Origin of the sequence: Sphingomonas faeni (genome assembly GCF_030817315.1) — a bacterium.
Classification (GTDB): domain Bacteria; phylum Pseudomonadota; class Alphaproteobacteria; order Sphingomonadales; family Sphingomonadaceae; genus Sphingomonas; species Sphingomonas faeni_C.
In genome coordinates, this window is record NZ_JAUSZF010000001.1 from 320,001 (window position 1) to 345,644 (window position 25,644).

21 protein-coding genes, 1 tRNA gene, 2 rRNA genes and 1 pseudogene (1 of these 25 cut by a window edge) are annotated in these 25,644 nt (G+C 62.5%); 14 read left to right on the plus strand and 11 right to left on the minus strand.

The genetic code is table 11. The features are described from left to right. The 3 genes from QFZ54_RS01570 to QFZ54_RS01580 form a co-directional block, all read left to right on the plus strand. Positions 1–1,433, plus strand: a 23S ribosomal RNA gene (locus QFZ54_RS01570) (it extends 1,363 nt beyond the left edge of the window). 217 nt (positions 1,434–1,650) lie between these two features. Beyond that, positions 1,651–1,765: ribosomal RNA gene (gene rrf / locus QFZ54_RS01575) — 5S ribosomal RNA — on the plus strand. Positions 1,766–1,851: 86 nt separating this feature from the next. Beyond that, positions 1,852–1,928, plus strand: a tRNA-Met gene (locus QFZ54_RS01580). Here QFZ54_RS01580 and QFZ54_RS01585 read toward each other — a convergent pair. Together QFZ54_RS01585 and QFZ54_RS01590 are read right to left on the minus strand one after the other, a co-directional pair. Then, positions 1,899–2,258 carry a hypothetical protein gene (locus tag QFZ54_RS01585; RefSeq protein WP_307083766.1) on the minus strand — a complete coding sequence of 120 codons (360 nt, stop codon included), beginning with the start codon at positions 2,256–2,258 and terminating at the stop codon, positions 1,899–1,901. The two genes, QFZ54_RS01580 and QFZ54_RS01585, sit on opposite strands and share 30 nt — an antisense overlap. Continuing rightward, the gene (locus QFZ54_RS01590; RefSeq protein WP_307083767.1) at positions 2,255–3,637 is read right to left on the minus strand and encodes a recombinase family protein; all 1,383 of its coding nucleotides are present in this window, start codon (positions 3,635–3,637) and stop codon (positions 2,255–2,257) included. The genes QFZ54_RS01585 and QFZ54_RS01590 overlap by 4 nt, the downstream gene beginning before the upstream one ends. A gap of 1,332 nt (positions 3,638–4,969) precedes the next feature. Here QFZ54_RS01590 and QFZ54_RS01595 point away from each other — a divergent pair. After that, positions 4,970–6,472 (plus strand): IS1182 family transposase, encoded by a 1,503-nt coding sequence (locus QFZ54_RS01595; protein WP_307089211.1) that lies wholly within the window; start codon positions 4,970–4,972, stop codon positions 6,470–6,472. Here QFZ54_RS01595 and QFZ54_RS01600 read toward each other — a convergent pair. From QFZ54_RS01600 to QFZ54_RS01615, 4 genes are read right to left on the minus strand one after another with little or no spacing between them, the layout of a single operon-like run. Continuing rightward, the gene (locus tag QFZ54_RS01600) at positions 6,437–6,718 is read right to left on the minus strand and encodes a hypothetical protein (RefSeq protein WP_307083769.1); all 282 of its coding nucleotides are present in this window, start codon (positions 6,716–6,718) and stop codon (positions 6,437–6,439) included. The genes QFZ54_RS01595 and QFZ54_RS01600 overlap by 36 nt on opposite strands. Beyond that, the gene (locus tag QFZ54_RS01605; protein ID WP_307083771.1) at positions 6,709–7,023 is read right to left on the minus strand and encodes a hypothetical protein; all 315 of its coding nucleotides are present in this window, start codon (positions 7,021–7,023) and stop codon (positions 6,709–6,711) included. Before QFZ54_RS01605 ends, QFZ54_RS01600 begins: the two co-directional genes overlap by 10 nt. Next, positions 7,020–9,488: a cytochrome c oxidase subunit I gene (gene ctaD, locus QFZ54_RS01610; RefSeq protein ID WP_307083773.1), complete on the minus strand. Its 2,469-nt coding sequence runs from the start codon at positions 9,486–9,488 to the stop codon at positions 7,020–7,022. The genes QFZ54_RS01605 and ctaD overlap by 4 nt, the downstream gene beginning before the upstream one ends. Next, complete coding sequence (locus QFZ54_RS01615; RefSeq protein ID WP_307083775.1) at positions 9,485–10,087, minus strand: cytochrome c oxidase subunit II; 603 nt, start codon at positions 10,085–10,087, stop codon at positions 9,485–9,487. The genes ctaD and QFZ54_RS01615 overlap by 4 nt, the downstream gene beginning before the upstream one ends. Before the next feature lie 78 nt (positions 10,088–10,165). Here QFZ54_RS01615 and QFZ54_RS01620 point away from each other — a divergent pair, with 78 nt between their 5' ends. After that, the gene (locus QFZ54_RS01620; RefSeq protein WP_307083778.1) at positions 10,166–10,681 is read left to right on the plus strand and encodes a DUF2231 domain-containing protein; all 516 of its coding nucleotides are present in this window, start codon (positions 10,166–10,168) and stop codon (positions 10,679–10,681) included. On the opposite strand, the gene QFZ54_RS01625 is transcribed toward QFZ54_RS01620, so the two are convergent. From QFZ54_RS01625 to QFZ54_RS01645, 5 genes are all read right to left on the minus strand, one after another. After that, positions 10,651–11,142: a CopD family protein gene (locus tag QFZ54_RS01625; protein WP_307083779.1), complete on the minus strand. Its 492-nt coding sequence runs from the start codon at positions 11,140–11,142 to the stop codon at positions 10,651–10,653. The genes QFZ54_RS01620 and QFZ54_RS01625 overlap by 31 nt on opposite strands. Further along, on the minus strand, positions 11,139–11,825 hold the full coding sequence (locus QFZ54_RS01630) for a cytochrome c oxidase assembly protein (protein ID WP_307083780.1): 687 nt from the start codon (positions 11,823–11,825) through the stop codon (positions 11,139–11,141). Before QFZ54_RS01630 ends, QFZ54_RS01625 begins: the two co-directional genes overlap by 4 nt. A gap of 685 nt (positions 11,826–12,510) precedes the next feature. After that, on the minus strand, positions 12,511–13,212 hold the full coding sequence (locus QFZ54_RS01635; protein WP_307083782.1) for a pirin family protein: 702 nt from the start codon (positions 13,210–13,212) through the stop codon (positions 12,511–12,513). Continuing rightward, positions 13,209–13,889 carry a response regulator transcription factor gene (locus QFZ54_RS01640; RefSeq protein WP_307083784.1) on the minus strand — a complete coding sequence of 227 codons (681 nt, stop codon included), beginning with the start codon at positions 13,887–13,889 and terminating at the stop codon, positions 13,209–13,211. The genes QFZ54_RS01635 and QFZ54_RS01640 overlap by 4 nt, the downstream gene beginning before the upstream one ends. Next, the gene (locus QFZ54_RS01645; protein WP_307083786.1) at positions 13,886–15,391 is read right to left on the minus strand and encodes an ATP-binding protein; all 1,506 of its coding nucleotides are present in this window, start codon (positions 15,389–15,391) and stop codon (positions 13,886–13,888) included. Before QFZ54_RS01645 ends, QFZ54_RS01640 begins: the two co-directional genes overlap by 4 nt. Before the next feature lie 789 nt (positions 15,392–16,180). On the opposite strand from QFZ54_RS01645, the gene QFZ54_RS01650 reads away from it, so the two are divergent. From QFZ54_RS01650 to QFZ54_RS01690, 9 genes and pseudogenes are all read left to right on the plus strand, one after another. Then, positions 16,181–19,024, plus strand: coding sequence for a monovalent cation/H+ antiporter subunit A (locus QFZ54_RS01650; RefSeq protein ID WP_307083788.1), 2,844 nt, complete (start codon positions 16,181–16,183; stop codon positions 19,022–19,024). Beyond that, positions 19,021–19,440, plus strand: coding sequence for a Na+/H+ antiporter subunit C (locus tag QFZ54_RS01655; protein ID WP_307083790.1), 420 nt, complete (start codon positions 19,021–19,023; stop codon positions 19,438–19,440). Before QFZ54_RS01650 ends, QFZ54_RS01655 begins: the two co-directional genes overlap by 4 nt. Continuing rightward, positions 19,437–20,963: a monovalent cation/H+ antiporter subunit D gene (locus QFZ54_RS01660; RefSeq protein ID WP_307083793.1), complete on the plus strand. Its 1,527-nt coding sequence runs from the start codon at positions 19,437–19,439 to the stop codon at positions 20,961–20,963. Before QFZ54_RS01655 ends, QFZ54_RS01660 begins: the two co-directional genes overlap by 4 nt. After that, the gene (locus QFZ54_RS01665; RefSeq protein ID WP_307083795.1) at positions 20,960–21,451 is read left to right on the plus strand and encodes a Na+/H+ antiporter subunit E; all 492 of its coding nucleotides are present in this window, start codon (positions 20,960–20,962) and stop codon (positions 21,449–21,451) included. The genes QFZ54_RS01660 and QFZ54_RS01665 overlap by 4 nt, the downstream gene beginning before the upstream one ends. Positions 21,452–21,484: 33 nt before the next feature. Continuing rightward, the gene (locus QFZ54_RS01670) at positions 21,485–21,718 is read left to right on the plus strand and encodes a K+/H+ antiporter subunit F (RefSeq protein ID WP_307083797.1); all 234 of its coding nucleotides are present in this window, start codon (positions 21,485–21,487) and stop codon (positions 21,716–21,718) included. Then, positions 21,715–22,128, plus strand: a complete 414-nt coding sequence (locus QFZ54_RS01675; protein WP_307083799.1) for a Na+/H+ antiporter subunit G — start codon at positions 21,715–21,717, stop codon at positions 22,126–22,128. The genes QFZ54_RS01670 and QFZ54_RS01675 overlap by 4 nt, the downstream gene beginning before the upstream one ends. Positions 22,129–22,180: 52 nt before the next feature. Next, positions 22,181–22,674 (plus strand): annotated as a pseudogene (locus QFZ54_RS01680) (ion channel); the annotation flags it as partial. 458 nt (positions 22,675–23,132) lie between these two features. Next, complete coding sequence (locus tag QFZ54_RS01685; RefSeq protein ID WP_307083802.1) at positions 23,133–23,894, plus strand: class I SAM-dependent methyltransferase; 762 nt, start codon at positions 23,133–23,135, stop codon at positions 23,892–23,894. A 119-nt stretch (positions 23,895–24,013) separates the two neighbouring features. Next, positions 24,014–24,757 (plus strand): dienelactone hydrolase family protein, encoded by a 744-nt coding sequence (locus tag QFZ54_RS01690; RefSeq protein ID WP_307083803.1) that lies wholly within the window; start codon positions 24,014–24,016, stop codon positions 24,755–24,757. Positions 24,758–25,644 lie beyond the last annotated feature (887 nt).

Sequence of the window (25,644 nt, forward strand, 5' to 3'; positions counted from 1 at the left end):
AATCCGCGCAGGGTGAGCCGGCCCCTAAGACGAGCCCGAAGGGGGTAGTCGATGGGAACCACGTTAATATTCGTGGGCCTGGTGGTGTGTGACGGATCATGTGTGTTGTGCGTCCTTATCGGATTGGACGTGCTTCGAAATGGTTCCAGGAAATAGCCCCACCGTATAGACCGTACCCGAAACCGACACAGGTGGTCAGGTAGAGTATACCAAGGCGCTTGAGAGAAGTGTCCTGAAGGAACTCGGCAAATTGCCTCCGTACCTTCGGAAGAAGGAGGCCCTCACTATGCGCAAGCACTTTGAGGGGGCACAGGCCAGGGGGTAGCGACTGTTTAGCAAAAACACAGGGCTCTGCTAAGTCGGCTTCAAGACGACGTATAGGGCCTGACGCCTGCCCGGTGCCTGAAGGTTAAGTGGAGGGGTGCAAGCTCTGAAATGAAGCCCAGGTAAACGGCGGCCGTAACTATAACGGTCCTAAGGTAGCGAAATTCCTTGTCGGGTAAGTTCCGACCTGCACGAATGGCGTAACGACTTCCCCACTGTCTCCAGGACATGCTCAGCGAAATTGAATTCTCCGTGAAGATGCGGAGTACCCGCGGTTAGACGGAAAGACCCCGTGCACCTTTACTGCAGCTTCAGAGTGGCATTAGGAAGAAACTGTGTAGCATAGGTGGGAGGCTTTGAAGCATTGGCGCCAGCTGATGTGGAGCCATAGGTGAAATACCACCCTGTTTGTTTCTGATGTCTAACCTCGTTCCGTAAGCCGGAACAGGGACCCTCTGTGGCGGGTAGTTTGACTGGGGCGGTCGCCTCCTAAAGAGTAACGGAGGCGCGCAATGGTGGGCTCAGGACGGTCGGAAACCGTCTGTTAGAGTGCAATGGCATAAGCCCGCCTGACTGCGAGACTGACAAGTCGAGCAGAGACGAAAGTCGGTCATAGTGATCCGGTGGTCCCTCGTGGAAGGGCCATCGCTCAACGGATAAAAGGTACGCCGGGGATAACAGGCTGATAACCCCCAAGAGCTCATATCGACGGGGTTGTTTGGCACCTCGATGTCGGCTCATCACATCCTGGGGCTGGAGCAGGTCCCAAGGGTTTGGCTGTTCGCCAATTAAAGTGGTACGTGAGCTGGGTTCAGAACGTCGCGAGACAGTTTGGTCCCTATCTGCCGTGGGCGTCGAAATTTGAGAGGAGTTGACCCTAGTACGAGAGGACCGGGTTGAACATACCTCTGGTGTACCAGTCGTTCCGCCAGGAGCGCAGCTGGGTAGCTATGTATGGACGGGATAACCGCTGAAAGCATCTAAGCGGGAAGCCTCCCTCGAGATAAGATTTCATAGAGCCGTCGGAGACCACGACGTTGATAGATCGGATGTAGAAGTGCGGTAACGCATGGAGCTAACCGATACTAATTGCTCTATTCGCGCTTGAGAGTCTCACACCATCAATGACAACACTGGGGTAACCCAACGCGTCAGATGCGTGCGGATGATTAAGTCGAACGCCAGATTGCCAATCCCCTCGCCGTCGAGGGATTGGTCCAAATACCACTACAACCTTGCACGGTATCGATTTTAAAACCCCACCAGGCGTCAAGCATGGTGGGGTACCCAAAGCATTCCCAACGTATCGTCGCACCGGCTCCATTGCCTGGTGGCTATAGCGTCGGTGTCCCACCCGATCCCATTCCGAACTCGGCCGTGAAACCCGCCTGCGCCAATGGTACTATCGCTCAAGCGATGGAAGAGTAGGTCGTCGCCAGGCATTGAAGCCCGTGCGGCGATACGTAACAGGAAACGCTGAAAACCCATTCACCATGTCTTCTACCCACGTTCTCCAACGAGAACCGTCGCGGGGTGGAGCAGCCCGGTAGCTCGTCAGGCTCATAACCTGAAGGTCACAGGTTCAAATCCTGTCCCCGCAACCATCTTAACTTGCAACGCCTCCGAGGGAACTCCCGAGGGGGGGGCGTTTCTGCTTCGATACATAGCGACAGCATCGACGCAAGCTCACCGCGCAGTTCGATGGCGAGATTGCCGTCTTCCGGCATCAGAACCACCGCCTCGATGAGCCCGCGCAACCGTTCGAACGCCTGCGCCTTCAGCGCATCGTCCTGGAACGCCGCAGTGAGCTGACCGACCTTTTCGCGATAAAGGCGACCAAGGTCGGGGCGCAGCAACTGGGATTCTGTGGATGCGGTCTGCGCGGTGTCCTGTTCAGCAAGCAGGACCTGACGACGCTCGGTCCAGACCTTCATGTCCTCGACGACAACGCTGCGTCGACACCCTTCAGGATGGCGGCCTTCGCAAGTGCGATCTGCCGGTCGAGATTCGCCAGTTCGACTTCGCGCTCCGGACGGGCGTTGACCGTTTCAGCCGCCAAGCGCCGGGTCTCCGCCTCATACTCGGTGAGGAATGCCGCGATGACATCGTCGCGCAGCATCTCGGTTGCCAACCCCGCGAGCACGCGCGTGTCCAGTTCGTCCTGGCGGATCGTCAGCCGGTTGCCGCACCAGGTGGGTCCTTTCTTGGCGGCGCCTTGGCAGCCGAACCGGCTCTTGCCCGATTTGGCATAGCTCGCGCCACAGGTGCCACAGGTCATCTTACCGGTCAGCAGATATCGCGGGCGCTGCTGTGCGAAGAAGGGCAGGGCAGGGGCCGTCGCCTGCGACGTCGGTGCTCGCATCAAGGTCGCCTGCCGGGCTTTAACGCGCTCCCATAGCTCGACGGGCACAATGCGCAGCTCGGGCGCCTCTATGACGTCGGCTCGCATATCTTCCGGATTGATGAAGGCGTGGCGTTTCCCCTTGTCCGGGTTCTTGCGATAGGTCTGCTTACCGTATGGCCGCCGGCCGACATAGAGTGGATTGTTGAGGATACCGGTGCCACGCGCAGCGTTGCCGGTCAGTGTGTTCGGCGTCCAGGCTGCTGGCTTGCCGAGAGGGTGTATGCTGGTTTTGCCGCTGCGTGGCGAGGGCACGCCCTCGGCATTAAGCCGCCGCGTGATGGTGATGGGAGACAGTCCCGCGGCATAGTCTTCGAAAATCCGCATCACGACCGCCGCCTCGACGGCTACGATCTGCTGCAAGCCGCGTATGCGTTCGCCATTGGCGTCGTGCTCGATGCGCTTCTCATAGCCGTAGGCAGAGCCGCCGGGATTTTTACCCATCGCATGGCGGCGAACCAGCGCATCGCGCGTCGTCTCGCTCGTGGCGCTGAGTTGCTCGGCGTTGATGGTGCCCATCATTCCGATGTGCAGCGGTGTCACCCGGTCTTCTTTGCGCGTAGCTAGAATGATGCCACGAAACCGTAGGCGTTCGAACAGCATCGCGATGTCCGCCTGGCTACGCGACAGTCGATCCATCGCGTCCGCGTAGACGATTTCGATGCCGCCCGCCGCCACCGCTTCCAGCAGTGCCTTCATACCGGGACGGTGTATGGTAGCGGCCGACTCCGCTGCCTCTGTGAAGCAGAGCACCTCCTGCCAGCCTTCACGCCCGACCTCACGGCGGCACAACATCAGCTGCGTCTCGATCGACTGCACGTCCTGTTTATCCGTCGAATACCGCGCATATATCGCACACCGCTTCATCTTTCCTCCATTCTTGCTTTCCGCATTCGCAACGAAGGTCGTCATGATGGTCGCCTACCCGTTTTCCAGTCGACCTGCTTCTTCTGGGATCTCCGCTGCCGCGCCAGGTCGCGCGCCAGCAGAAGCGCGAGGTCCAGCGCGAGGTCGTGGAGCGGGGGCCGCGACGGCATCCAAGCCAGTTGGAGCGCGTGGCGTCACCCCGACCCCAACCCCAACCCCAACCTTCCCACATAGTTGCCGGCCCGCAACAAGACGCGGCTGTCGGCGGATTTGCCGACGTCTTTTATTGGTGGATTACAGCCCTATCGCTTTCGGGAACGCAGAGGCGGTGAGCGGCCCTTCATTCATTTAGAGAGTTTGCAGCTATGCGCCCTGAAGTCGCTGTTCGTTCATTGAACGCCGATTGGAGGCTGACAGGATCTCGAAGGCCTCTCCGCTTATGTCCAAATGTCGTGCGTCTTGGTCATGAACGCGCGTTCGCGTGCCATCGACGGCAGCGATCGAGACCTTGAGAAGAGGGCGCAGCCTACAGTCCAAAGTCGTCGCTAGCTCCTTTCTCTGGGGAACGAGCTTTATAACGTAGCATCGTGGAATAGGCGGCAGTAAACTCATCGCATGAACGCTTGGGGTACGAGACGTGTAAGCATGTTCGCGCTCCAAGCGCGGGGAATGATATAGGCGTAGTGGTCAATCGTCTCCTCCTCGACCCTAAGCGACCTCGCGAACGGTCGGTCATTCTCAGCGGCGAAATAGATCTTCTGCAGGTCACCGGCATCAACAAGGGCGATAATCGGACGGCGTGACGTCCGCGCGAGCGTGCGCCAAGCGGCCATGTCGGTCGATGACGCGTCAGCCGATCCACAAGGGTGCGAGTGCCAGTGTTCAACCAGACTTTGCATACCGTCCCTGAGCAGCCAGGCGCGATGAATTGCGTCGCGGTGAGAGGCACAGCTCCGTTCGAACGAGGTTCGTGTTGCGATGTCGCTCCGGCCTTGATGGGTCAGCCCCTAACCTGAATGTGCGAACCACGTCGTTCACCCATGAGAAAGCCGCTTGTTTCGCTCGGCAGATGTTCTTCCTGCTGCCGGCGTACCTTGGCCATGATCCGTTTTGACAGGAGCAGGAACGCCGTCATGCGTGCCCGCAGCCTTGTCGGGACTCTTCGGGTCCCGCTTTACCGTCGCTTTCCAATCGATCCTAACCGTGCGGAGCAGATGGTGTGGACGCCCTAATGCCCAGCCAAGCGCATGGATCGAGGCAAGACTCGCTGCCGCGGTCGATGCCGCCGGGCTGTAGCGCGTGAAGGGCTGCTCGCCGCAAGGCGCGACTGGCTCGGCTTCCTGTTCCTAGCGCGGTCTAGAGGCAGCGCAAACAGGCATAGGTGTCGTCGAAGATGATGCCTTCGTCGACGATCTTAATCTGGGCGAGGTAGGTTTCCTGCGGTCGCGGCCGAAGGCGACGGGGCGACCTGGTTTTGATCCGGGCGATATGCTGAAGCTGTACCTGTACGGGTATCTCAACCGAGTGCGGTCGAGCCGTCGCCTGGAGGCGGAAGCGGTACGCAACTTGGAGGTGATCTGGCTGGTGCGCGGGCTACGGCCTGACTTCAAGACTATCGCTGACTTCCGACGGGACAACCGTTCCGCGTTCAAGGCGGTCTTCCGCGCCTTCGTTTTCCTTCGCCGCAAGCTCGACCTGTTCGGGCGCGAGCTGCTGGCGGTGGACGGCACGCGGCTGAAGGCGGTGAACAGCCGCGAGTGCAACCTTACGAAGGCCAAGCTCGACAAATACATCAAGTCAGCCGACGAGCGGCTCGAGAAATACCTTGCGCAGTTGGATGACGCCGACCGCGGCGAGGAGGCTGGTGCGACCAGGCGGAGCGATGCCCTGGCGGCAAAGATCGCGGTGCGTGAGCAACGTCAGGTGAACCAGGCGATGCTGGAGCAGCTGAAGGCCAGCGGTGAGAGTCAGATTTCGTTCACCAACCCAGACGCCCGCGCTATGGCAGCCCATCCCAAGGTCGGCGTCGGCTATAACGCTCAAGTCGCGGTCGATGCGAAGCACAAACTAATCGCCGAACAGCATGTCACCAACGCGGGCAGCGATTTGGGTTTTCTGGCTGAAACAGCCGGCGCGGCGAAGGCCCTCCTCGGCGTCGACCGGATCGATGCGGTCGCCGACATGGGATATTACATGGGCGAGGACATTGCCGCGTGCGAGCGGGCCGGCATCACACCCTATGTCGCCCGCCCCCAGCGCGGCACGGCTGTCGGCGACGGGCGCTTTCCCAAGGAGCGGTTCCGCTACGATGAAGCCGCGGATTGCTATCACTGCCCCGCCGATCAACGGCTCGATACACGGTACCGCTGGCTTCAGGGCGGCATATTATCGTGCAATATTCAAACCCTCGCGCCTATGGCGGTTGTGGCCTCAAGGCGCAGTGCGCCTGGGGAAACTTCCGCCGTAATCACGCGGTGGGAAGGTCAGGCCGTGCTTGACCGATACGCCTCGCCGCCCGGCCCGGGATTCTATATTCGCCGCGAGACGGTCGCGCACCCGTTCGGTTCGATCAAGCAATGGATGAACCAGGGTGCATTCCTGATGCGCGGGCTCGACAAGGTGCGAGCCGAGTTCAGTTTGACGGCGCTTGCCTACAATCTCAGACCGGCGATCAACCTCGTTGGCGTACAGGGGCTGATCCGGGCCGTGCAGGCTGATCTAACGCCTAAATACCCCCCCTCAAGGCATCATCAGCGGCCGATGTCCCCTATAGATGGCCCTGTGCCGCCTAGTAACTCTCAGTCAAAACCATGGCCCTCATCGAGCGCATTTCATTCGCGGCTATCAGCCAATGACGAGTTTCCGCACAGTCTGGTCTAGTTCCAGGGAAGCGGAGCAGGCCCTTTCAACTATCGTCATGATCAACAGCGTCACGCCGAACAGCGGCATATAGATCCCAAGTCCGACGATCGCTTCGACGAACGCGGGCCGGTAGCGTGGCCGCGCCGATGGCATCCGCGGACTTAGCAAACCCGTCGGTCGCCTCCGCCACCACAAAACCCCGCCCGATACGGTTAGAACGACCAGCAGCGCAGTGAGCGTGCCGCCGATGACATCTAGAAACATGCGGGCAATGTGAAGATCGGCAGGCCGGTTATGGCCGTCGCGGCAACGCCGATGAGAGCGAGGCGAAAGCCGGTCCGATCGACCAGCGTTCCGGACCGCGCTGGCCATTGCCATACTGCGATACCGATTCCCATTCCGATGCATAGCAGCCACCCGGCGATGAGCGCCGTCTGATGCGCGCTCGTCTCCCCGAACCGGATTGTCGCCCAGCCGCGCGCGCAGCCCAAGCCGTGAAGCGCATAGAGGAGGCAGAACGCGATTGCCCAGACGATCAGTCCCGCGCTCATCCGAACCAAGGCTCTCATGCGATCCACCCGGGCAGCGCGAGCAGCAGCGTGGCGACGACGCCCGCGCCGGCCGCATGATCGCTCCACAACCGCACGATGCGCAGTTCGCCAAGCCGCGCGCCGCCGATATGGCCGCTGGCGATGCGTGCGCGTGCGAAGGCGAGCATCGTCGCGGCGAGCGTAGCGTGGAAGATCGCGTAGGCCGCCACCACCGCGCCGGTCGCGGCATAGGCATGGCTGGCGGGCGACGGCAGCCGCAGCACGACGAGAAGAACGAGCGCGAGGATAAGCGCGATCTGCCCCCCCGCTGCGACCGCGAGCGCGGTGCGCCCGTCCGGTCCAACGCGGCGCACCGCGACGATCGCGAGAACAGCCCCGAGCAGCGCGAGCGACGGCTCCAGCACGGTGCGCGCGATCAGCTGGGGCGGTGGCCAGTCGGGCGCGACGGTCCACAGAAACGCATAGCCGAACAGCAGCGAGGCGAAGAGCGTCGCGCTGGCGGCGAGCGCGAACACGCTGCCCCACCAGCCGGTCGTCCCTAGCGCTTCGGTCGACGGGGGCAGGGCCACACCTTGTCCGGCGGGCAACGTCCCATAGTCTTCGCGCGCACCGTTGGTCCACGCCCAGCGCCAGCCTATCGCGCCAACTCCGACGAGGAACAGCGGCGCGATCCAGTACAGCCCCGCCAGCATGGCGAGGAAGAAGCCCGCCAGCACGCCCGCGGTCGCGATCGGCAGCCAGCTATTGCCCGGCAGGATCACGATATGATCGGGCTCGCCGGTGACCATGTCGACCGCCAGCGTCTCGCGCCAGCCATGCCGTGTCGCACCGAGCCACCCCTCGCCGCGCGCCAGCGCAACGCCGAGATCGGGCTGGTCGTACAGCGGATCGCGCCCCGCGACCTGTGGCAGGCTGGCGAAGTTATAGGCGGGTGCCGGGATCGCCATCGCCCATTCCAGCGTGCCGGCATGCCAGGGATTGCGCCGGTGGTGCCGCCCCAGCCAGATCTGCAGCCCGACGTCGATCGTGAACAGCGCAAAGCCGAACGCCATCACGAAGCTGCCGACCGACGACAGCAGGTTCAGCCAAGTCCAGCCCATGGCATCGGAGTAGGTGTCGATCCGCCGCGGCATCCCGAGCAGCCCGGTCAGATGCATCATGAAGAAGGTCAGGTTGAAACCGACGAAGATCAGCCAGAACGCGGTTTCACCCAGTTGCATCACCCGCTCGCGCCCGGTGAAATGCGGGAGCCAGTAATAGGCCGCGGCCAGCATCGGGAAGACGAATCCGCCGACCAGCACGTAGTGGAGATGCGCGGTGACGAACGCGGTGTCGTGCGCCTGCTGATCGAACGGTACCACCGCGAGCATGACGCCGGTGAGACCGCCGAGCACGAACACGACGAAGAAGCCGATCAGATACAGCATCGGCAGCTTCATTTGCGGGCGGCCCGACCATAGTGTGCCGATCCACGCGAAGACCTGCACCGCGGTCGGGATCGCAACCAGCGTGGAGGCGGCGGAAAAGAACCCCAACGCCATGTGCGGGATGCCCGTCGTGAACATGTGATGCACCCACAGCCCAAAGCTGAGGAACGCCAGCGCCATCACCGCGGCGACGAGCGCGCCATAGGCAAGGATGCGGGTGCGCGCCATCACCGGCAGGATCGTCGACACCGCGCCCGCCGCGGGGAGGAAGATGATATAGACCTCGGGGTGGCCGAACAGCCAGAACAGGTGCTGCCACAACAGCGGCGATCCGCCGAGTGCGGGCGTATAGAAGGGCCATCCGAAGGCGCGCTCGATCTCCAGCAGAATCGATCCCAGGATCAGCGGCGGGAAGCCGAACAGCATCATCGCCGCGGTCGCCAGCAGATACCATGCGAACAGCGGCATCCGGTCGATCCGCATGCCGGGCGCGCGCAGCCGCAGGATCGACACCGCGATCTCGATCGCCGCGCACATCGCCGAAATCTCGACGAACGTGATGCCGAGCAGCCAGACGTCGGAATTGATCCCCGGCGTCCATTGCTTGCCCGACAGAGGCGGATAGAGGAACCACCCCGCATCGGGCGCGACGCCGGCCAGCATCGCCACGATCAGGATGCTGCCACCAAAAAGATAGCACCACCAGCCGAGCGCCGAGAGCCGCGGGTACGCCATGTCGCGCGCGCCCAGCATCTTGGGCAGAAGGTACAGCGCGAGCCCCTCGAACATCGGGATCGCAAACAGGAACATCATGATGCTGCCGTGCATCGTGAACAACTGGTTGTAGACCTCGGGCCCGACGAACGCGCTGGCGGGCGTTGCGAGCTGCGCGCGGATCAGCATTGCCAGTACGCCGCCGATAGCGAAGAATGCGAACGCGCCGACGATGAATCGCTTACCGATGTCCGAATGGTTGACCGAGCACAAAGTCCCGCGCCAGCCCGGCGCGTTCCGCCATATCGCGGTCAGCTCTTGGTGCAGTTTCAGGGCCTTCATCGTGCCGCTCCGGTAAACGCGGCCCAGCCGCGCGCGTCGTGCACGACGACCGTAAAGCCATGATCCTTGTGTCCTGGCCCGCAATATTCCGCACATTCGCCGCGATAGGTGCCGGGACGGCTGGCAACGAGGCGCAAGGTGTTGGTGTGGCCGGGGATGGCATCCATCTTGCCCGCCAGTCGCGGCACCCAGACGCTGTGGATCACATCGGTCGAGGTGATGCGCAGGTCGACCGGACGGTTCGCGGGCATGTGCAGGACGTTTCGCGTGCCGCCGAGGCCTGGATGCCGGAACGCCCAGTCATAGCGCCGCGCCTCGACGCCGATCGCCACGCCGTCGGGAGCCGGCGTCGGCAGTATCCGCCCGCCCAGCACCAGCGCATAGCCGAGCAACACCGCCAGGACGGTCGAGGGCATGATCAGCCCCAGCCAAACGATCCAAACGCGCGCCTTCGGCGTATGCGCGTCGGGTGCCTCGCGTCGCCGCATCGCCACCGTCAGCAACGCGAATACCAGTGCAGCAAGCAGCGCCGATCCGCCCAGCATCACCCACCATAGGCGAGCCACCGCTGCGGCGTGCGGACCTGCCGGGTCGATCACGGACAACGGGCCGGTGCAACCCGCTGTCGGTATCGCCGTTACCCCTATATGCAAGGGTCTCTTCGGGAGTGCGATACGATGACTGAGACGACGACACCGATCGACGAGACACTGAGCGATCCGATCGAGAACGATCCCGCCTTCCACCGCACCGAATCGAAGATCGCGGTTGCTGGACATCCGATCCACGCGATGCTCGTCGCCTTTCCAGTGGCGTTGGCCGCCAGTACGCTCGGTGCGGATCTGTTCTACTGGTGGACTGGCGACCTGTTCTGGGCGCGCGCGGCGTTGTGGGCCTCGGGCGCGGGCTTCCTGCTGGGGGTGCTCGCAGGGATCGCCGGCACGGTCGAATTGCTGATGGTGCCCGGCATCCGCGCGCGCGCATCGAGCTGGACGCACTTCGTGATCGCGGTGATGCTGCTCTCCGTGCTCGGCGCGAACTGGGGCTATCGGCTTGGCGGTTATGAGGCGGCGGTGCTGCCTTACGGCCTCCTGCTGTCGGCGTTCGCCGCGGCCTTTACCGGGTTTACCGGATGGCATGGCGGAAAGCTGGTGTTCGAATATCACGTCGGTGTCGCCCCCAACGGCAATTGATGGTGCTGCGGCGCGTCGAGCCAGCGCGGGGTCAAGTCCGGCATCACCGGCTTGCCCAGCACCAGCAACAGCACCGCGATCATGATCGCCATCGTTGCGCCCAGCAGCGGCACCGCCGATGGCGGAACATATTCGCCGCGGCGCTCGCTCATTTGGACGACCGTGTGGCCGATCACCGCATGTAGGGCAACCAGAAGGCCGACGGCGACCAGCTTGGCGAACATCCACGGCACGAATGCGCCGCGCAAAAATATAAGCGCGGTGCCTGCCGCGATCGCGATCACCGCGGCCGGTGTCACGATCCGGATATATCCGTAATGCGTGATCCGCCGCAGCCGCGCATAATCCGCCTGCGCTTCGCCCTCGTCATGCTTAGCGAGAACGAGCGGCAGCGCGAACAGCCCCGCGCACCATAGGATCAGCGCGGCGATATGCAGCGCCTTGACCAGCGTTAGGATCATGCAGCAGCCCCGTTGGCGGGACCGTTAAGCGCAATTGCCCGCCAGCGCCGCGTCGCGATCCATGCTGCTGCGGCGGCATAGGGCGCCATGCCCGGCACCCACATGACGAGCCCCGCCAGCTGTTGGTCGGCGAGTGGCCCGATGCCGAACGCGACCGTGGTAGAAAGATGCGCCGCATAGAGCGGCCGGCCTGCAAAGGTCAGCAGCGCGCCGAGGAACCCCATCTGTACGGCCCCACCAATGATCCCCGCGGCAGCCTCCGCCGGCCTGGCGTGCAGGACAGCGGCCCAGAACAGCCACCCACTCGCCAGCAGGGTCGCCTGCATGATCCAGTAGATCCCGACATGACCAAGCGCCGCATCGTACAGGGCTGGCGCGTGCCACCCCCACAGGATCGCGGTAGACAGCGGCAGGGCGATGGTGATGGCCATGCCGATCGCGCGCCGCGGCTGCAGCGCGACCGCGAGCAACGGAGCGGCGACCGTTACGAGCAGCAGATGATGCACCGCGCGCGCCGAAAACAACGCCGTCGTCAAAGCACAGAGCGGCGACACGAACGCCACGAATAACACCGCTATGCCGGCCAGCCCGGCGATGCGCCGCGCATCCGGCAATCGCGTCATGGCGAGTGCCGACACTGCCAGCGTTACCAGCAGCACCGGGTCGCCATTCCACCGCGACACCCAATCGTCCACGCTCGGAGCGGGTCCGCAATAGCTGCTCCACCAACCGATGATCGTTCCCCTTATTGATCTTGCCTGTCAGTCCTTAACGTCCGCCGCGCGATATGGCCGCATCGGGTGGGTATTATCGCAGCATCGGAACCTCAACGGCTCGCCAGCAATTGCTCTTTGGTCGGAGTCCAACGGGCCGGCATCTTTCGCATGCTGGCTAACTCAACCGCCGTGCGAGCCGCTCACATCGGCCGCGCAGACAAAGGCATCGTCCGCCGACCTGCGTAATTCGGAATCGTCCAACACAATTGGTGGTGCGTTGCGTAGAAGCTCATCAACCCCGTCAGTAGTCATACCCATATCGCGCGCATCAAATCTGATCCGGGCTTCCCATCTGGATGCTAGATCGGACCCAACTGAATCGAGGTCATACTTTTCGATCTCGCCTCTCAGCGGTCCGTTCGTCGCGGTCGCGATGGCGCCCAGCAGCTGGACGCATTTTAATCCGTCCGAAACGCGCTGCCGAGCCGCACCAGTACCCTGCGGTAGACCGGATGATCGCTCAATTCCGGCTCGACTGTCACTCGTTCGATCGCAACTCGAGAGGCATAGCAGAATTAGACCAATTCTAAGGGGTAATGACCGGCAAATACTTAGATTTTTTGATACAGGTGACACCGCGTTACGCTCCGTATCAGATCGTCTCGACTAAGATAATTTCACCTGCAGTAAGTGTTTCGATCGTGATGCATGTCTCATTAGCTATTGCCACGCCGTCGCCGGCATTAATCACAAAGCCGTTTACAGCGACGCTGCCCGATAATAGAACTACGTAGGCATTATGATGGTGCGGCAATTTATGGTTTATCGAACCATGGGTTATTAGCTTCGCGCCTAAAACACGCGCGCTCGATCTTAGCGAAGGTGCAACGCCGTCTTCGGTGAACCCCGTGGCCAACGGAGCCCAACATCCGCAGTTGTCACGATTGGGAAAGGCTGCAGCGCGGCGTAACATGCGCCGCGCTTGCTCCATGACGGGGGCGCGAAACCGAATCTCGATATACTCTGCCGGCAGCCCTCCAGGATTATGGCGGCCCAGCTCTGCACACGCTGACGAGGACACGACGTCGACCTCACCGGCGGTCACCCGGTGAGCGCGCCCCGCCCCGATGATTTCGAGAACCCCCTTTCGCACTACCGTAACTATATCAAAACCATCGATTGGCTGCGGCTTGAGTTCGCCGCGCGGCGGGATCGTCGCGTGATTTAGAACGCGCATTTCCCCCCAGCCGTCTCTCTTTTCGCTCATATAGCCAGCAAAGGAAAAATGGTGCGTTGCCTCGACCAGACTCGATCGTGTGGTGCCCAATGTGCAAAGTGGACGTTGCTCGATCATATTGGGGCTGCCAGCCGATAGCCGACGCCTGGCTCGGTCAGGATCAGGCGGGGGGCGGCCGAATCCTCTTCCAGCTTCTGCCGCAGATAGCCGATGTAGACGCGCAGATATTGATTGTCGGTCGTGGCGGTCCCCCAACCGGCCGCGAGAAGCCGCTTGTGTGTGACCACCTGGCCGGCGCTCAGGGCGAGTGCCTGAAGCAGATCGAACTCCTTGCGGGATAGTTTGACGGCGTCCCCGTCCAGCACGACCGTCCGTGCGCTGAAGTCGATTTCGAGTGGTCCGCTTTGGAAGGTGCGCGGTTTGACGCGCATGCTCGTGCGGCGACGTACTGCTGCACGGATACGCGCCGTCAGTTCTCCAATTTCAAATGGCTTGTTGACGTAATCGTCCGCCCCTTCATCCAGAGCGGCGATTTTCTCGCTCTCCTGATGTCGGGCGGAAATAACAATGATTGATGCCTCGCTGAGGGCGCGGACCTGAACAATGACATCCTTTCCGTCCATGTCAGGGAGTCCGAGATCAAGCAGGATCAGATCAGGATCCGTTGCCATTACCGTGCTGATCGTCGAACGCCCATCAAGCGCCGTGCTGACGGTATAGCCGGCAGCGCTCAGAGCTGGTTCGAGAACCGCGAGCAATGAGGGTTCGTCATCGACGATGAGGATGCGGGTCATAGCGACGCCTGTTCGAATGCGCAGGGAAGCCTGATCTCGATCGTGGTGCCGCTGTCAGCGACACCGGGGATATGGGCTGAAATCGATCCCTCAAGCGCCTCCACAAAGCCCTTTGCGATCGCGAGGCCGAGGCCGCTTCCACGAGGCGAAGCCTCTGCCCTACGCACGCGGTAGAAGCGTTCGAACACACGAGGGAGGTCCGCTTCGGGGATCCCGCAGCCTTCGTCGGCGATACTGATCCGACACTCCTCTCCGTCGCGTTTCGCCATGATGACGATGCGGGTGCCGTCCGCGCTATACAGTATCGCGTTATCGAGCACGTTGATGAGAACCAGCTCGAATAAGGCCGGGTTTGCTATGATCAGCAGATCCGGGTCAGCGAAAAGCGATCGGATGATCCGGTTGCCCACCCTGGATCGCACCCGCTGGACGGCAACGCCTACCATCTCGGCCACACTCAAAGTCTGTGAGGAAGCGGGGTTTCCACCGGCCTCCAACTTGCTCATTTCCAACAGATTTGCGGTGTATCGGTTCAGGCGCTCGCAGTCGTCGACGATCTGACGAAGGAACCGCTCGGACGTTTCCGGATCAAACTTGTCGCGGTACGCAAGCAGACTCGAAGCTGATGCGCTGATCGCGGTCAGAGGCGTGCGGAAATCGTGGCTGACGGAGGATAGCAAAGCGGTCTTTAATTCCTCGGCCCGGGCGGCTGCACCGCGCTCGGCAATCTGCTCGGATAAAATAGCCCGTTCGAGCGCGAGCGCCACGATACCACCAAATGCGTCGAGGAAGGGCGGGTCGATCCCACCAACGCGTGCGCCTTGCAAAACCAAAACTCCAATCGTCCCCTCGCTGCCGTCAAGGCGAACACCAACGAGCGAACGCGCCGCCACGGTTTTCCTTTCGGAGCCGGCCAACGCCGCGGCCAAGGATTCAACCTCAGCGTTCGTACCGGACGGTCCAAGATGCTCGAACAAACCGTGGGCGGCCCGGAACAGTGTCAGCCTCGCACCGAGCGTAGGATCGGCTACCTGGTCGAGCGCGGACACGATGTCCGGAATCCGCGCCGCCGATTGCAGACCGCGGCTCAATGTTAGCAAGTTGACGAGCTGCGCATTGCTCGCCCGAGCCGCTTCGGACCGATCGCGAAGGCGACCGGCGAGGATGCCAGTGACGACGGCGCACAGGTTGAAAATGACCAACGGTGCAAGGTCGCGTCCGGTAGCCACGCGAAAAGTTAGGGCTGGCTCGCTGATGAAGAAATTGAAGATAAGGAAGGCCGCAACCGCGCCGATCAACCCGGATGCCAGCCCACCCAGCGCGCCTGCTAATGTGACGCCGAGCATGAAGACGAGTGCGGCGGGCACCTCGCCATAGTGGGACGCGACGAAATTGGCGGCTAGCGCTGAAACGATGACGACAATCAACGTCAGAAGAAGGCCGCGCCGGTCTAGGGTCATCCTGATCCTGCTGGCCGCGAAGCCGCCGCTGATTACCGTCACAGGCATTATCGCAGGCTCACTCCGCGGCTGGTCCGCTGCGGCGGATCTAAGACCGGGGGAGGTCACGACCGATCCGTCGCAGCGGTGGGGCAAGAGCAATGGGCCGTCTGCGTGAAGTCCAATTCCGCAAGCGACGCCACGCTCCTGTCGGCAGCGATAGACGAGTGGGACAACGGGTCCATACATATGAACCCTATAGTAACGCGCTTCCCCGCTTCAGATTAACGCTACTCGTTCGAAACGCGGGACGAACCGATCATGCGCGACAAGGGCATCTATCTTTTTATGGCAGTCGCTGTCGTCGGGCCGGACGAGGAGTCATATGGGCAGAATCGCCGGGCGGTTTCACTCGTCGTGCGGGCAAACTGACCCCGATGTCAGGGTCAGGTTCATCTCTGCGAGTGCTCAAAGTGGCGTTCCTAGTTTCGTCAGGCTCTACCGCGAGCTGCGCTCCGGCTGACGCTGCTCACTTAGCAGCGGACGTCCGAAACTCTACGTGCGATGGCGGAATAGGCTTCTCAGGTCAGTTCGAGGGCAATTTGGCCATTATCAGAACGCCGGCTAACCGCTATGATCTGGAGGCGTGACGATCCTCACTTGGGGTTCGCTATGGTTCGAACAGCGTTTCCTTCGTACAGGATGAAGAACGTGCGGTATTTGTGGGGGCCGCCGGCGGTCCCTACCAGAACTGCACCCAGAGCAGTGCGCGCGCACCGTTTTCGATGAGGACATCGACCTAGGCAGCACCCCGTGTATGGCTGCGCATGTAGGTTTCCGGGAGATTGTAAAATGGTCCTGGTGGCCCTGTTGTTTTTGCCGTTCGCTGCTGCCGTGGCCTTATCACTATGCGCCCGTGCGTCGCGCGGAGTTCATGTGGCAATTGCAGCGGGCGCGAGTGCTGCAGGTCTTGCCTTGATCGTCGGCGCTGCGCGGGGCGTGATCGCAGGAACGCCGATCGAGACGCGTGTCAGCTGGATCCCCGCGCTCCAGCTGGACCTAAGCCTGCGCCTCGATCCACTGGCGTTGCTGTTCGCCGGACTGATCCTCGGCATCGGCTTGCTCGTCGTGATCTATGCGCAAGGGTATTTGGCCAAGAGCGAGCCCACGGGGCGGTTTCTTTCGTTTTTGATGCTGTTTCAGGGGGCGATGGTTGGGATCGCGCTATCGAGCAACATCCTGCTGATGCTCGTTTTCTGGGAGCTGACGAGCCTGTCATCCTTCCTGCTGATCGGGTTCTGGCGCGACCGGGCCGATGCGCGTCAGGGCGCGCGGATGGCACTGGCCGTAACTGGAGGCGGCGGGCTCGCGCTGATCGGGGGAATGCTGTTACTCGGCCAAGTGGCGGGTTCCTATGAACTGGTGACGATTCTCGGTCGCGTTGATCTGGTTCAGGCCTCGCCGCTCTATCCCGCGATCCTCGTCCTCGTCCTCCTCGGCGCGTTCACCAAGTCGGCGCAGTTCCCGTTTCACTTCTGGCTGCCGCACGGTATGTCGGCGCCGACTCCGGTTAGCGCCTATCTCCATTCGGCGACGATGGTGAAGGCCGGCGTCTTCCTGCTCGCGCGGCTCTGGCCGGTTCTCGCCGGGACCGATATGTGGTTCTACCTCGTGGCGTCCACTGGCTTGGTCACGATGATCTTCGGTGCGGGCGTGGCGCTGTTCCGCGACGATCTGAAGGCGATCCTGGCCTATTCGACGATCAGCCAGCTCGGGCTGATGGTGATGCTGCTCGGCTTCGGGACGCCGGCCGCTGCGACCGCCGCGGTCTTCCACATCCTCAACCATGCCGCGTTCAAGGCGGCGCTGTTCATGACCGCGGGCATCGTCGATCACGAGACCGGCACGCGCGACATCCGCAGGCTCGGGGGACTGGCCGCGCTGATGCCGATCACGGCGACCCTGGGAACGCTGGCGGTCGCGGCGATGGCGGGGCTACCGCCGCTCGGTGGGTTCATTTCGAAGGAAATGATGCTCGAGCAAAGCGTCCATACCGTCTTTGCGGGGCAGGGCTTGCTCGTGCCGCTGCTTGCGACGATCGCGGCGATCCTGTCGGTCGCCTATTCTCTGCGCTTTGCGGCCGGGTTGTTCTTCGGTGCGCGGCGTACGGGCGACGTCGCGGCGCCGCACGACCCGGGTACGGCGATGCTCGCCCCGCCTGCAGTGTTAGTGATGATAGCGCTGGCGTTTGGTCTGTTGCCGATGACGGTGGCGGGGCCGCTCGTGGCCGCCGCGACGGGCGCAGTGATCGGCGCCGCGCCGCCCGAATTGCACCTTGCGCTGTGGCACGGGATCAATCCTGCTCTCGCAATGAGCCTGGCCGCGGTGGCGATCGGCGCACTGCTGCTCTGGCGCCGCGCGCCGGTCGCGGCGTGGTTGGCCGGGCGTGGCGGACTCGACGCAAAGCATGTCTTTGACACCGCGATGGCCGCAGTCGTCGACGGCACGCGCCGCGTGTCGCTCGCGGTCCATGCCGGATCGCTCCAACGCTATCTCTTCGCGCTGTTCGCGGTGGCGATCCTGCTCGGGATCGACGCAGCTTCGACGACGGGGGGGCTTGCCGCCGGGGCAGGGGCGACGCTGCCCGCATCGCCGGTTGCGATCACCGCCTGGTTCGCGCTGGTCGTCGCCACGCTCGTCGTGGTCGCCCGGCAACGCCAGCGGTTCCTGGCGCTGGTGTTCATCAGCGTAATCGGTCTCGTCATCGCGCTCGCCTTCGTCCATTTGTCCGCGCCCGACCTCGCGCTGACCCAGGTCGCGGTCGAGGTCGTCACGATCCTGCTCTTGCTGCTGGCGCTCCATCTCCTGCCGAAGACGCCGCCCAGCCTGTCGAGCACGCCCCGCAGACTCCGCGACGCTGCGCTCGGGGTGGCCGCGGGGGTCGGAACCGGCTGGGCGGCCTGGGCAGTGATGACACGCGAGACGCGCGACACGGTGTCGTCCTATCACTGGGCGAACAGCTATTCGGGCGGTGGCGGCACGAACGTCGTCAACGTGACGCTGGTCGACTTCCGCGCCTTCGACACGCTGGGCGAGATCATCGTGCTGGGCATTGCGGGGCTCGCAATCTACGCCTTGCTCGAGCCTGCCGCGCGCGGCGTAGCAGGGCGGCGATTGCGCGAATGGCGTGAGGACATGCCGCATTCGCCCGAGCGTCACCCGATGATGTTCGTCATGGCGGCGCGGCTGCTCATGCCGCTCGCGCTGCTGGTAGGCATCTACATCTTCCTGCGGGGGCACAACCAGCCGGGTGGCGGTTTCATCGCCGCGCTGGTCTTTGCGATCGCGATTCTGCTCCAGTATCTCGCCTCGGGCTTCGACTGGACCGACGATCGTCGTCGGATCGGCGAGCATCCACTGATTGCGTTCGGCGTCCTGATCGCCGTTGCCACCGGGCTCGGGTCGCTGGTCTTCGGCGCGCCGTTCCTATCGAGCAGCTTCGGATATTTCCACGTGCCCTTGATCGGCGAAGTCGAACTGGCGACGGCCACGCTGTTCGACACCGGCGTGGCATGCGTTGTGGTGGGGGCGGTGATGATGGCGTTGGCGCAACTCAGCCATGTCGCGCAGCGGGCCACCCGGCATGCAGAGGCCAATGACGGGCCGGACGCGACCGATGGGGAAGCTGTACGATGAGCCTGGAATTTCTCGTCGCCAGCGCGATCGCTGTGCTGACCGCGGGCGGAGTCTACCTGTCGCTTCGCGGCCGCACCTTCCAGGTCGTGCTCGGGATGACGATGCTGTCCTATGCGGTGAACCTGTTCCTGTTCGCGATCGGCCGACTGGTAGTTGATCGTCCCCCGCTGTTCGCCAAGGGCGTGACCGACCATGCCGATCCTCTGCCGCAGGCGCTGGTGCTGACCGCGATCGTCATCACCTTCGGCATGACCGCGCTCGTCGTCATTCTTTCGCTGCGCAGCTTCCTGGAAAGTGGATCGGACCAGGTAGACGGCATCGCCGACCCGTCCGATGACACGGCTGACGAAACGGGCGCACCCCCATCCGGAGCCGTTCCTTCCGGGCCCACCGCGCAAAGGGAGGCCCGACAGTGACCGCGCTCGATCATCTGGTCATCGCGCCGGTCGTGATCCCCTCCGTCGTCGCGCCGCTCGCGCTGCTGGCGATGCGACGGCGTCGGCACGTCGGCGTGGCGATTTCGATGGCGGGATGCGTCGCGATGCTCGTCGCCGCGCTTTGGCTGTTCGGGATCGCGCAGGACGATGCGATCCGCGCCTATCCGCTCGGCAATTGGCCGGCGCCGTTCGGTATCGTGCTGGTGCTCGATCGGCTGTCGGCGATGATGCTGGTGCTGGCGGCGGTCCTTGCACTGGTCGTGATGATTCATGCGGTCGTGACTGCGGTCGACCGCAAGGGCTGGCATTTTCATCCGATGTTTCATTTCCAGCTGCTAGGTCTGAACGGTGCGTTCCTGACGGGCGACCTGTTCAACTTGTTCGTCTTCTTCGAAGTGTTGCTGATCGCCTCCTACGGGCTGATGCTTCACGGCCAGGGGTCCGCGCGGCTGAAGGCCGGGGTCGCGTACGTCATCGTCAACATCGTCGGGTCGGCACTGTTCCTGATCGCGCTGGGGCTGCTCTACGGGCTGACGGGCACGCTCAACATGGCCGATCTGGCGCGCCGGGTCGCCGCGCTCGGATCGCAGGACCAGGGCCTGGTCCGGCTCGCAGGCCTGTTGCTGCTCACCGTCTTCGCGCTCAAGGCCGCGGTGGTGCCACTCCATCTGTGGTTGCCGCGCACCTATGCGGCGACCGCGCCAGTGGTCGCGGCGCTGTTCGCGATCATGACGAAGGTCGGCGTCTATGCGATGATCCGCACCGTGCCGCTGATCTTCGGCGATGCCGCCGGGGCCGCGGCGTGGGTGCCGGCACCCTGGCTGCTGCCGGCTGCGGTGCTGACGGCGATCGTCGGCTTTGCCGGCGTGCTCGCGGCACGCGCGATGCGCGAGCAGGCGGCGTTCGCCATTCTCGGATCGACCGGCACGCTGTTGCTGGCGGTCTCGTGCTGGACGCAGGCGACGACCGCGGCGTCGCTCTTTTATTTGGCCCATGCCACGCTCGCGGGGGCGGCACTCTTCCTCGTCGCCGACGCAACGCTGCGCCGGCGCGGCCAATACGGCGACGCGACCGTGCCGAGCCCGCGCTTTGCCGGGCAAGAAGCGTTGGGACTGTTGTTCATGGCCGCGACGATCGCTGCCGTCGGACTGCCGCCGTTGTCGGGCTTTGTCGGGAAGCTCTTCATCCTGCAGACGACGTTTGCTACCCCTGCGTGGGTGGTGGTCTGGGCGACGATCCTCGGTACCACGCTGGTTGGCATTATCGGCTTCGCGCGCAGCGGCAGCACGCTTTTCTGGAAGACCGCGGCGGCAGACGCGGATGCGATTGCCTGTACGGAACGGTCGCGCCCGGAACTGGCGATGCCCGCAGCGCTGATCGCATTGCTTGGCCTGCTCACCCTGGGCGGAGGTTGGGCAACGGCGCAGGCGCAGGCGACCGCGGCGCAGATCTTCGCGCCACAGCGTTATATCGAAGCCGTATTGGGGGAGGTGGCCCGATGATGAAGCGCATCCTGCCGCATCCCGCGCTCTCGATCATGCTGCTGGTCGTCTGGCTGCTGATGGCGAACGACATCACCGTCGGTGGCGTCCTGCTCGGCGCGCTCCTGGGGATTGTCCTTCCCAAGTTCACCGAGCCGTTCTGGCCGGATCGCCCGCGCGTTCGCTTTGGTCGTGCGCTGCTTGGCTATTGCCTCGTCGTCCTGGCCGATATCGTCATCGCCAACTTTCAGATCGCGTGGCTGATCCTGTTTAGGCGTAACCGCGATCTGCGATCGCGCTGGCTGGTCGTTCCTGTCGCGCTCACGACGCCCGAGGCGATCACGGTCTTGGCGGCGACCATCAGCCTGACGCCGGGTACGGTGTCGTCCGACGTCTCCGCCGACGGTCGATCGCTCCTCGTCCACGCGCTCGACGTTGGTGACGAAACAGCCGAAATCGCGCGGCTCAAGAGCCGCTACGAAGCGCGTCTGCAAAGGATTTTCGCATGATCGGCATCGCCCTTCAGATCGCCATGGCGTGCGTTGCTTTGGCGCTGCTGTTCAAATGGCTGGCGCCTGCTCAAGGGGCCCGCGCTTGGCGACCGCATTGTTGCGCTCGACACCATGGTCATCAACGCGATCGCGCTGATCGTGCTGGTCGGCATGATCGGGGGCACCGCGACCTTTTTCGAAGTGGCGTTGCTGCTGGCGATGGTCGGGTTCGTCAGCACGATCGCTTACTGCAAGTTCATCCTTCGCGGGGATATCGTCGAATGAGCGTGGTCGTCGATATCGTCGTCTCAGCGCTGATCCTGCTCGGTGCGGGCTTCGTCCTGATCGGAAGCTGGGGGCTTGTTCGCCTGCCGTCGACGATGGAGCGGCTGCACGGTCCGACCAAGGCCACTACGCTGGGCCTCGGCTCCCTACTGCTAGCCTCGGTCGTCTATTTCCAGGCGCGATTGGGGATATGGACCGCGCACGAGCTGCTGATCTCGCTCTTCCTGTTCATTACCGCGCCGATCTCGGCGAACATGATCGCCAAGGTCCACCTCCACCGCGTGCGGATCGGCGCGATCGAGGAACCCGACAGCGTCGCAGGCCTCCCTCCGCGGCCAGCTGACGAGGGCGATTGGGCTACCTTCGAGGCACCGAAGCGGGATACGCCGGCGTCGACCGCCAACACCTGATCATCGGCCGCCATGCCCCATCCCGGCCGATGAAAGATTGCAGACAGTCAGCATGAGCAGCGACGCCGCCGATAGCACGCACTACCATCTGCGCCGAGCAAGTCGGACGCCGGTATGGCTCCGTTGTCCTGGCGCGCGCTCCTGGCGCTAGCGCTGATTGGCATCGCTCTGGCAGTTCACTGGTTCGATCGCGACGGCCTGCGGCAGAATTCGGGAGAGCCGGTCACCTTCGCCGATATCCTCTATTTCACGATGATCACGGTGACGACCGTCGGTTACGGCGATATCGTGCCCGTGACCCAGCAAGCCCGTATGCTCGATACCTTCGTGGCGACGCCGATCCGGCTGTTCGTGTGGCTGATCTTCCTCGGCACTGCGTATAATTTTCTGTTGAAACGCGTCTGGGAGAAGTAGCGAATGAACGTGATCCAGCGCCATTTCGAGAACCATGTCATCGTGGCCGGCTACGGTACGAGCGGGTCGGAGGCGATGAGTGAACTCGTGCGACGTGGCGCTGACCCGAATATGATCGTCGAGGTTGATGAATAGCGTTGTGGCGTTTCCACAGGTACCGCGCCGAATGTAGTCGCGCGCGTCGATGCGAAACCCTTTTTGGCCGTAGCGGCATTGTTCGCCTGAGCGATAGCTTCGAGTGGTACGAGAGCGTGATCGCCGCCGCAGCGGTTGCGAGCTATCACAGCTTGTATCCGGGATGATCGACAGCCCCGACTGTATCACGTGCCGCAATTCCATTATTACGATTGTTCAGAGCTAAATTTCGTACGAGCCGATTGAAAGAACCCACGGATCCGTTCGAATCGCTTCAACAATTTTACCATGTCCGAGTATGGAAACGGACGTGTTGCTTCAGTGATGAAGACACTGGCAGCATCGTGTTCATTGCGGTTGTTCAAACGCTGCCGGCGCGTCATGATCGTCGAAATCGATAGGAAGGTGCCTTCATCATGTCTCGACCGCTCGTTGCTCTAGCCTGCGTCTTCGTCATGGGGGCGACCGGCGTGGCTGCTCAATCCGTCAAGCCTTCAAAGGAGATCGCGGCAGCGGTCGGGTCACCGGACAGGACCGCTGCCAATCGCGCGCGGGACCGTTATCGTCATCCCGCGGCGACGCTCTCGTTCTTCTGCGTGACGCCAGGCCAGACGGTCGTCGAGTTCATTCCCGGAGGGGGCTGGTACACTGAAATCCTGGCCCCACTGGTCAAACGCAGCGGTAGCTACGTCGCACTCGTACCACCTGCTCAAGCTGAGCGGACCCGCGTGATGCTTGCGTCCGGAGCTGCTCGATATGGCGAAACGCAGGTCCAGACGATCGACTTCAAAACTGGAGCATCGACGATGCCCGCCGGTCGCGCTGACGTGGTGCTGACGTTTCGCAACGTTCACAATCTGCTGATGCAGGATGATCCGGCGGTGGCTGCTCGCGTGTTCAAGGCCTTCCACGACATGCTGAAGCCTGGTGGCATATTCGGCGTCGTCGATCACCGGTTGCCTGAGCAAATGGATACCGCGCAGGAGAAATCGAGCGGCTACATCAAGCGTTCTACGATCGTTCGGCTAGCGCAGCAGGCAGGCTTTCGCCTGGTGGGTGAGTCCGATATCAACGCCAACGCTTTGGATAGTCATGATCATCCGGAAGGCGTCTGGACCTTGCCTCCGACGTATCGCTTGAAGGATGTCGACCGCGCTAAATATGCGCGTATCGGCGAAAGCGACCGCCTGACGCTCAAGTTTCAGAAGGTGCTATGATTATGCTTCGCCGGCTAACACGCGCGGTCTGCTGTGATGCTTCACGCTGAAATCGTTCCGGCAACCGGCCGGCTTTGGAACGGAGGTGTCTTGCACCCGGACTTTGTGAGAATGATTAGATGATCTTGCATGAAAACGAGACGCAGGACGTCACCGTGCCCGGTAGCGGTCCGATGCGAACGCATTTCTTTCGGCCAGCGACCGAGGGACGCTTTCCGGGCATAGTTTTGTATTCCGAGATCTACCAGATCACGGCGCCGATACGCCGGCTCGCGGTGATGATCGCGGGGAACGGCTATGTGGTAGCCGTCCCGGAGGTTTATCACGAATTCGAGCCTGCAGGCACAGTCCTGAACTACGATCCCGAGGGCACGGACCGTGGCAACGCGCTCAAGTTCACCAAGTCCGTCGCCGCTTATGACGCCGATGCAAGGGCTGCTTTGACTGCGCTTGAAGAACATCCGGCATGTAATGGCATGCTGGGTACGTTCGGCGTCTGCCTTGGCGGTCATCTCGCCTACCGGGCGGCGCTCGATCCACGCGTTGCGGCGGCGGTCTGCTTCTACCCGACCGATATCCATTCGGGAACGCTGGGGGAGGGGCGGTCGGACGATAGCTTGGCGCGAATGGCGGAACTGAAGGCCGATGTCATGTTCGTCTGGGGGCGCCAGGATCCCCACGTCCCCTATGCCGGCCGCGAGGTAGTTCGCGCGCGGCTCGAAGCAGTCGGCGTGTCTTACGAGTGGCACGAGATGAACGCGCAGCATGCGTTTTTGAGGGACGAAGGCCCGCGTTACGATCCAGCACTGTTCCTGCAGTCGATGGCGCTGACGTTGGGTTTCTATCGCGGTGTGTTCGTATGACGCGGTAGCGCTGCAATGTGATGGCCAAGATCGGTTGTCATACTAAGCCGGATGGTAGCCGTTCGCGCACTTTCGGTATGCATGGGCGTTCAACGGAGTAGGTTCGATGAACGAGATCAGGCAATGGGATGCGGATAAAACGGGAAACTGGCGTTTGCCGATATGGGGAGCGTTTGCATCCCTCCCAATTTCACCGTTTGTCGCGATGCGATTTCCAGAAGACGTACGCTGCGACACCAATCACTTTGCCGCTGGCACAGCCGTACTTTTTAGTCTGGCGTCGCTATCGACCTCGCGCTTTTTGATGTTCGAGCGCGCGCGTACGGGCGCTGGTAATCGGTATGTCCTTGACCGTGACCACGCGGGTAGGAGTACTTTGAACAATCGGCGGCGTTCAAGGAAAGGCACGCTGGTATCCTCCTAACCACAACGCAACGCTTTGCCGTCAACGGGGGCGGAGAGAAGTCTGTGAGACTATCGCCGCGCAGATCTCCATTGCCTGTACGTCGGACATCGTCATAGCCCTGGTGGTGTTCGATGCCGGCCCCGTGCACGACGAGCGCCTTGCTGATCGTCGCCGCATCGATCCCGCGCAATTCGCGGAACGCGAGCCAGTCGGCATAGGCCATCACCAACTCTCGGGATCCCGTCAACCTGCAGGCTGGGGAGCGTCGGTCCGCCATGCCGATGCCGTCGATCCGCATTGCGCGGGGCGAATTGCCGAGCCGGCGCTGCCTGTTGATCTTCTTGAACGACGAGCATGGGGGGCGGGTTCGCCTAGGGAATAGATGGTGAAATCTCGCACCCCGAGCAGCCCATCCGTCGGTAATGCTGGCGATGTCAGCTCTCGAGCATCGTCACCGGCGTCGCGCCGTTGGTGGTCGGAT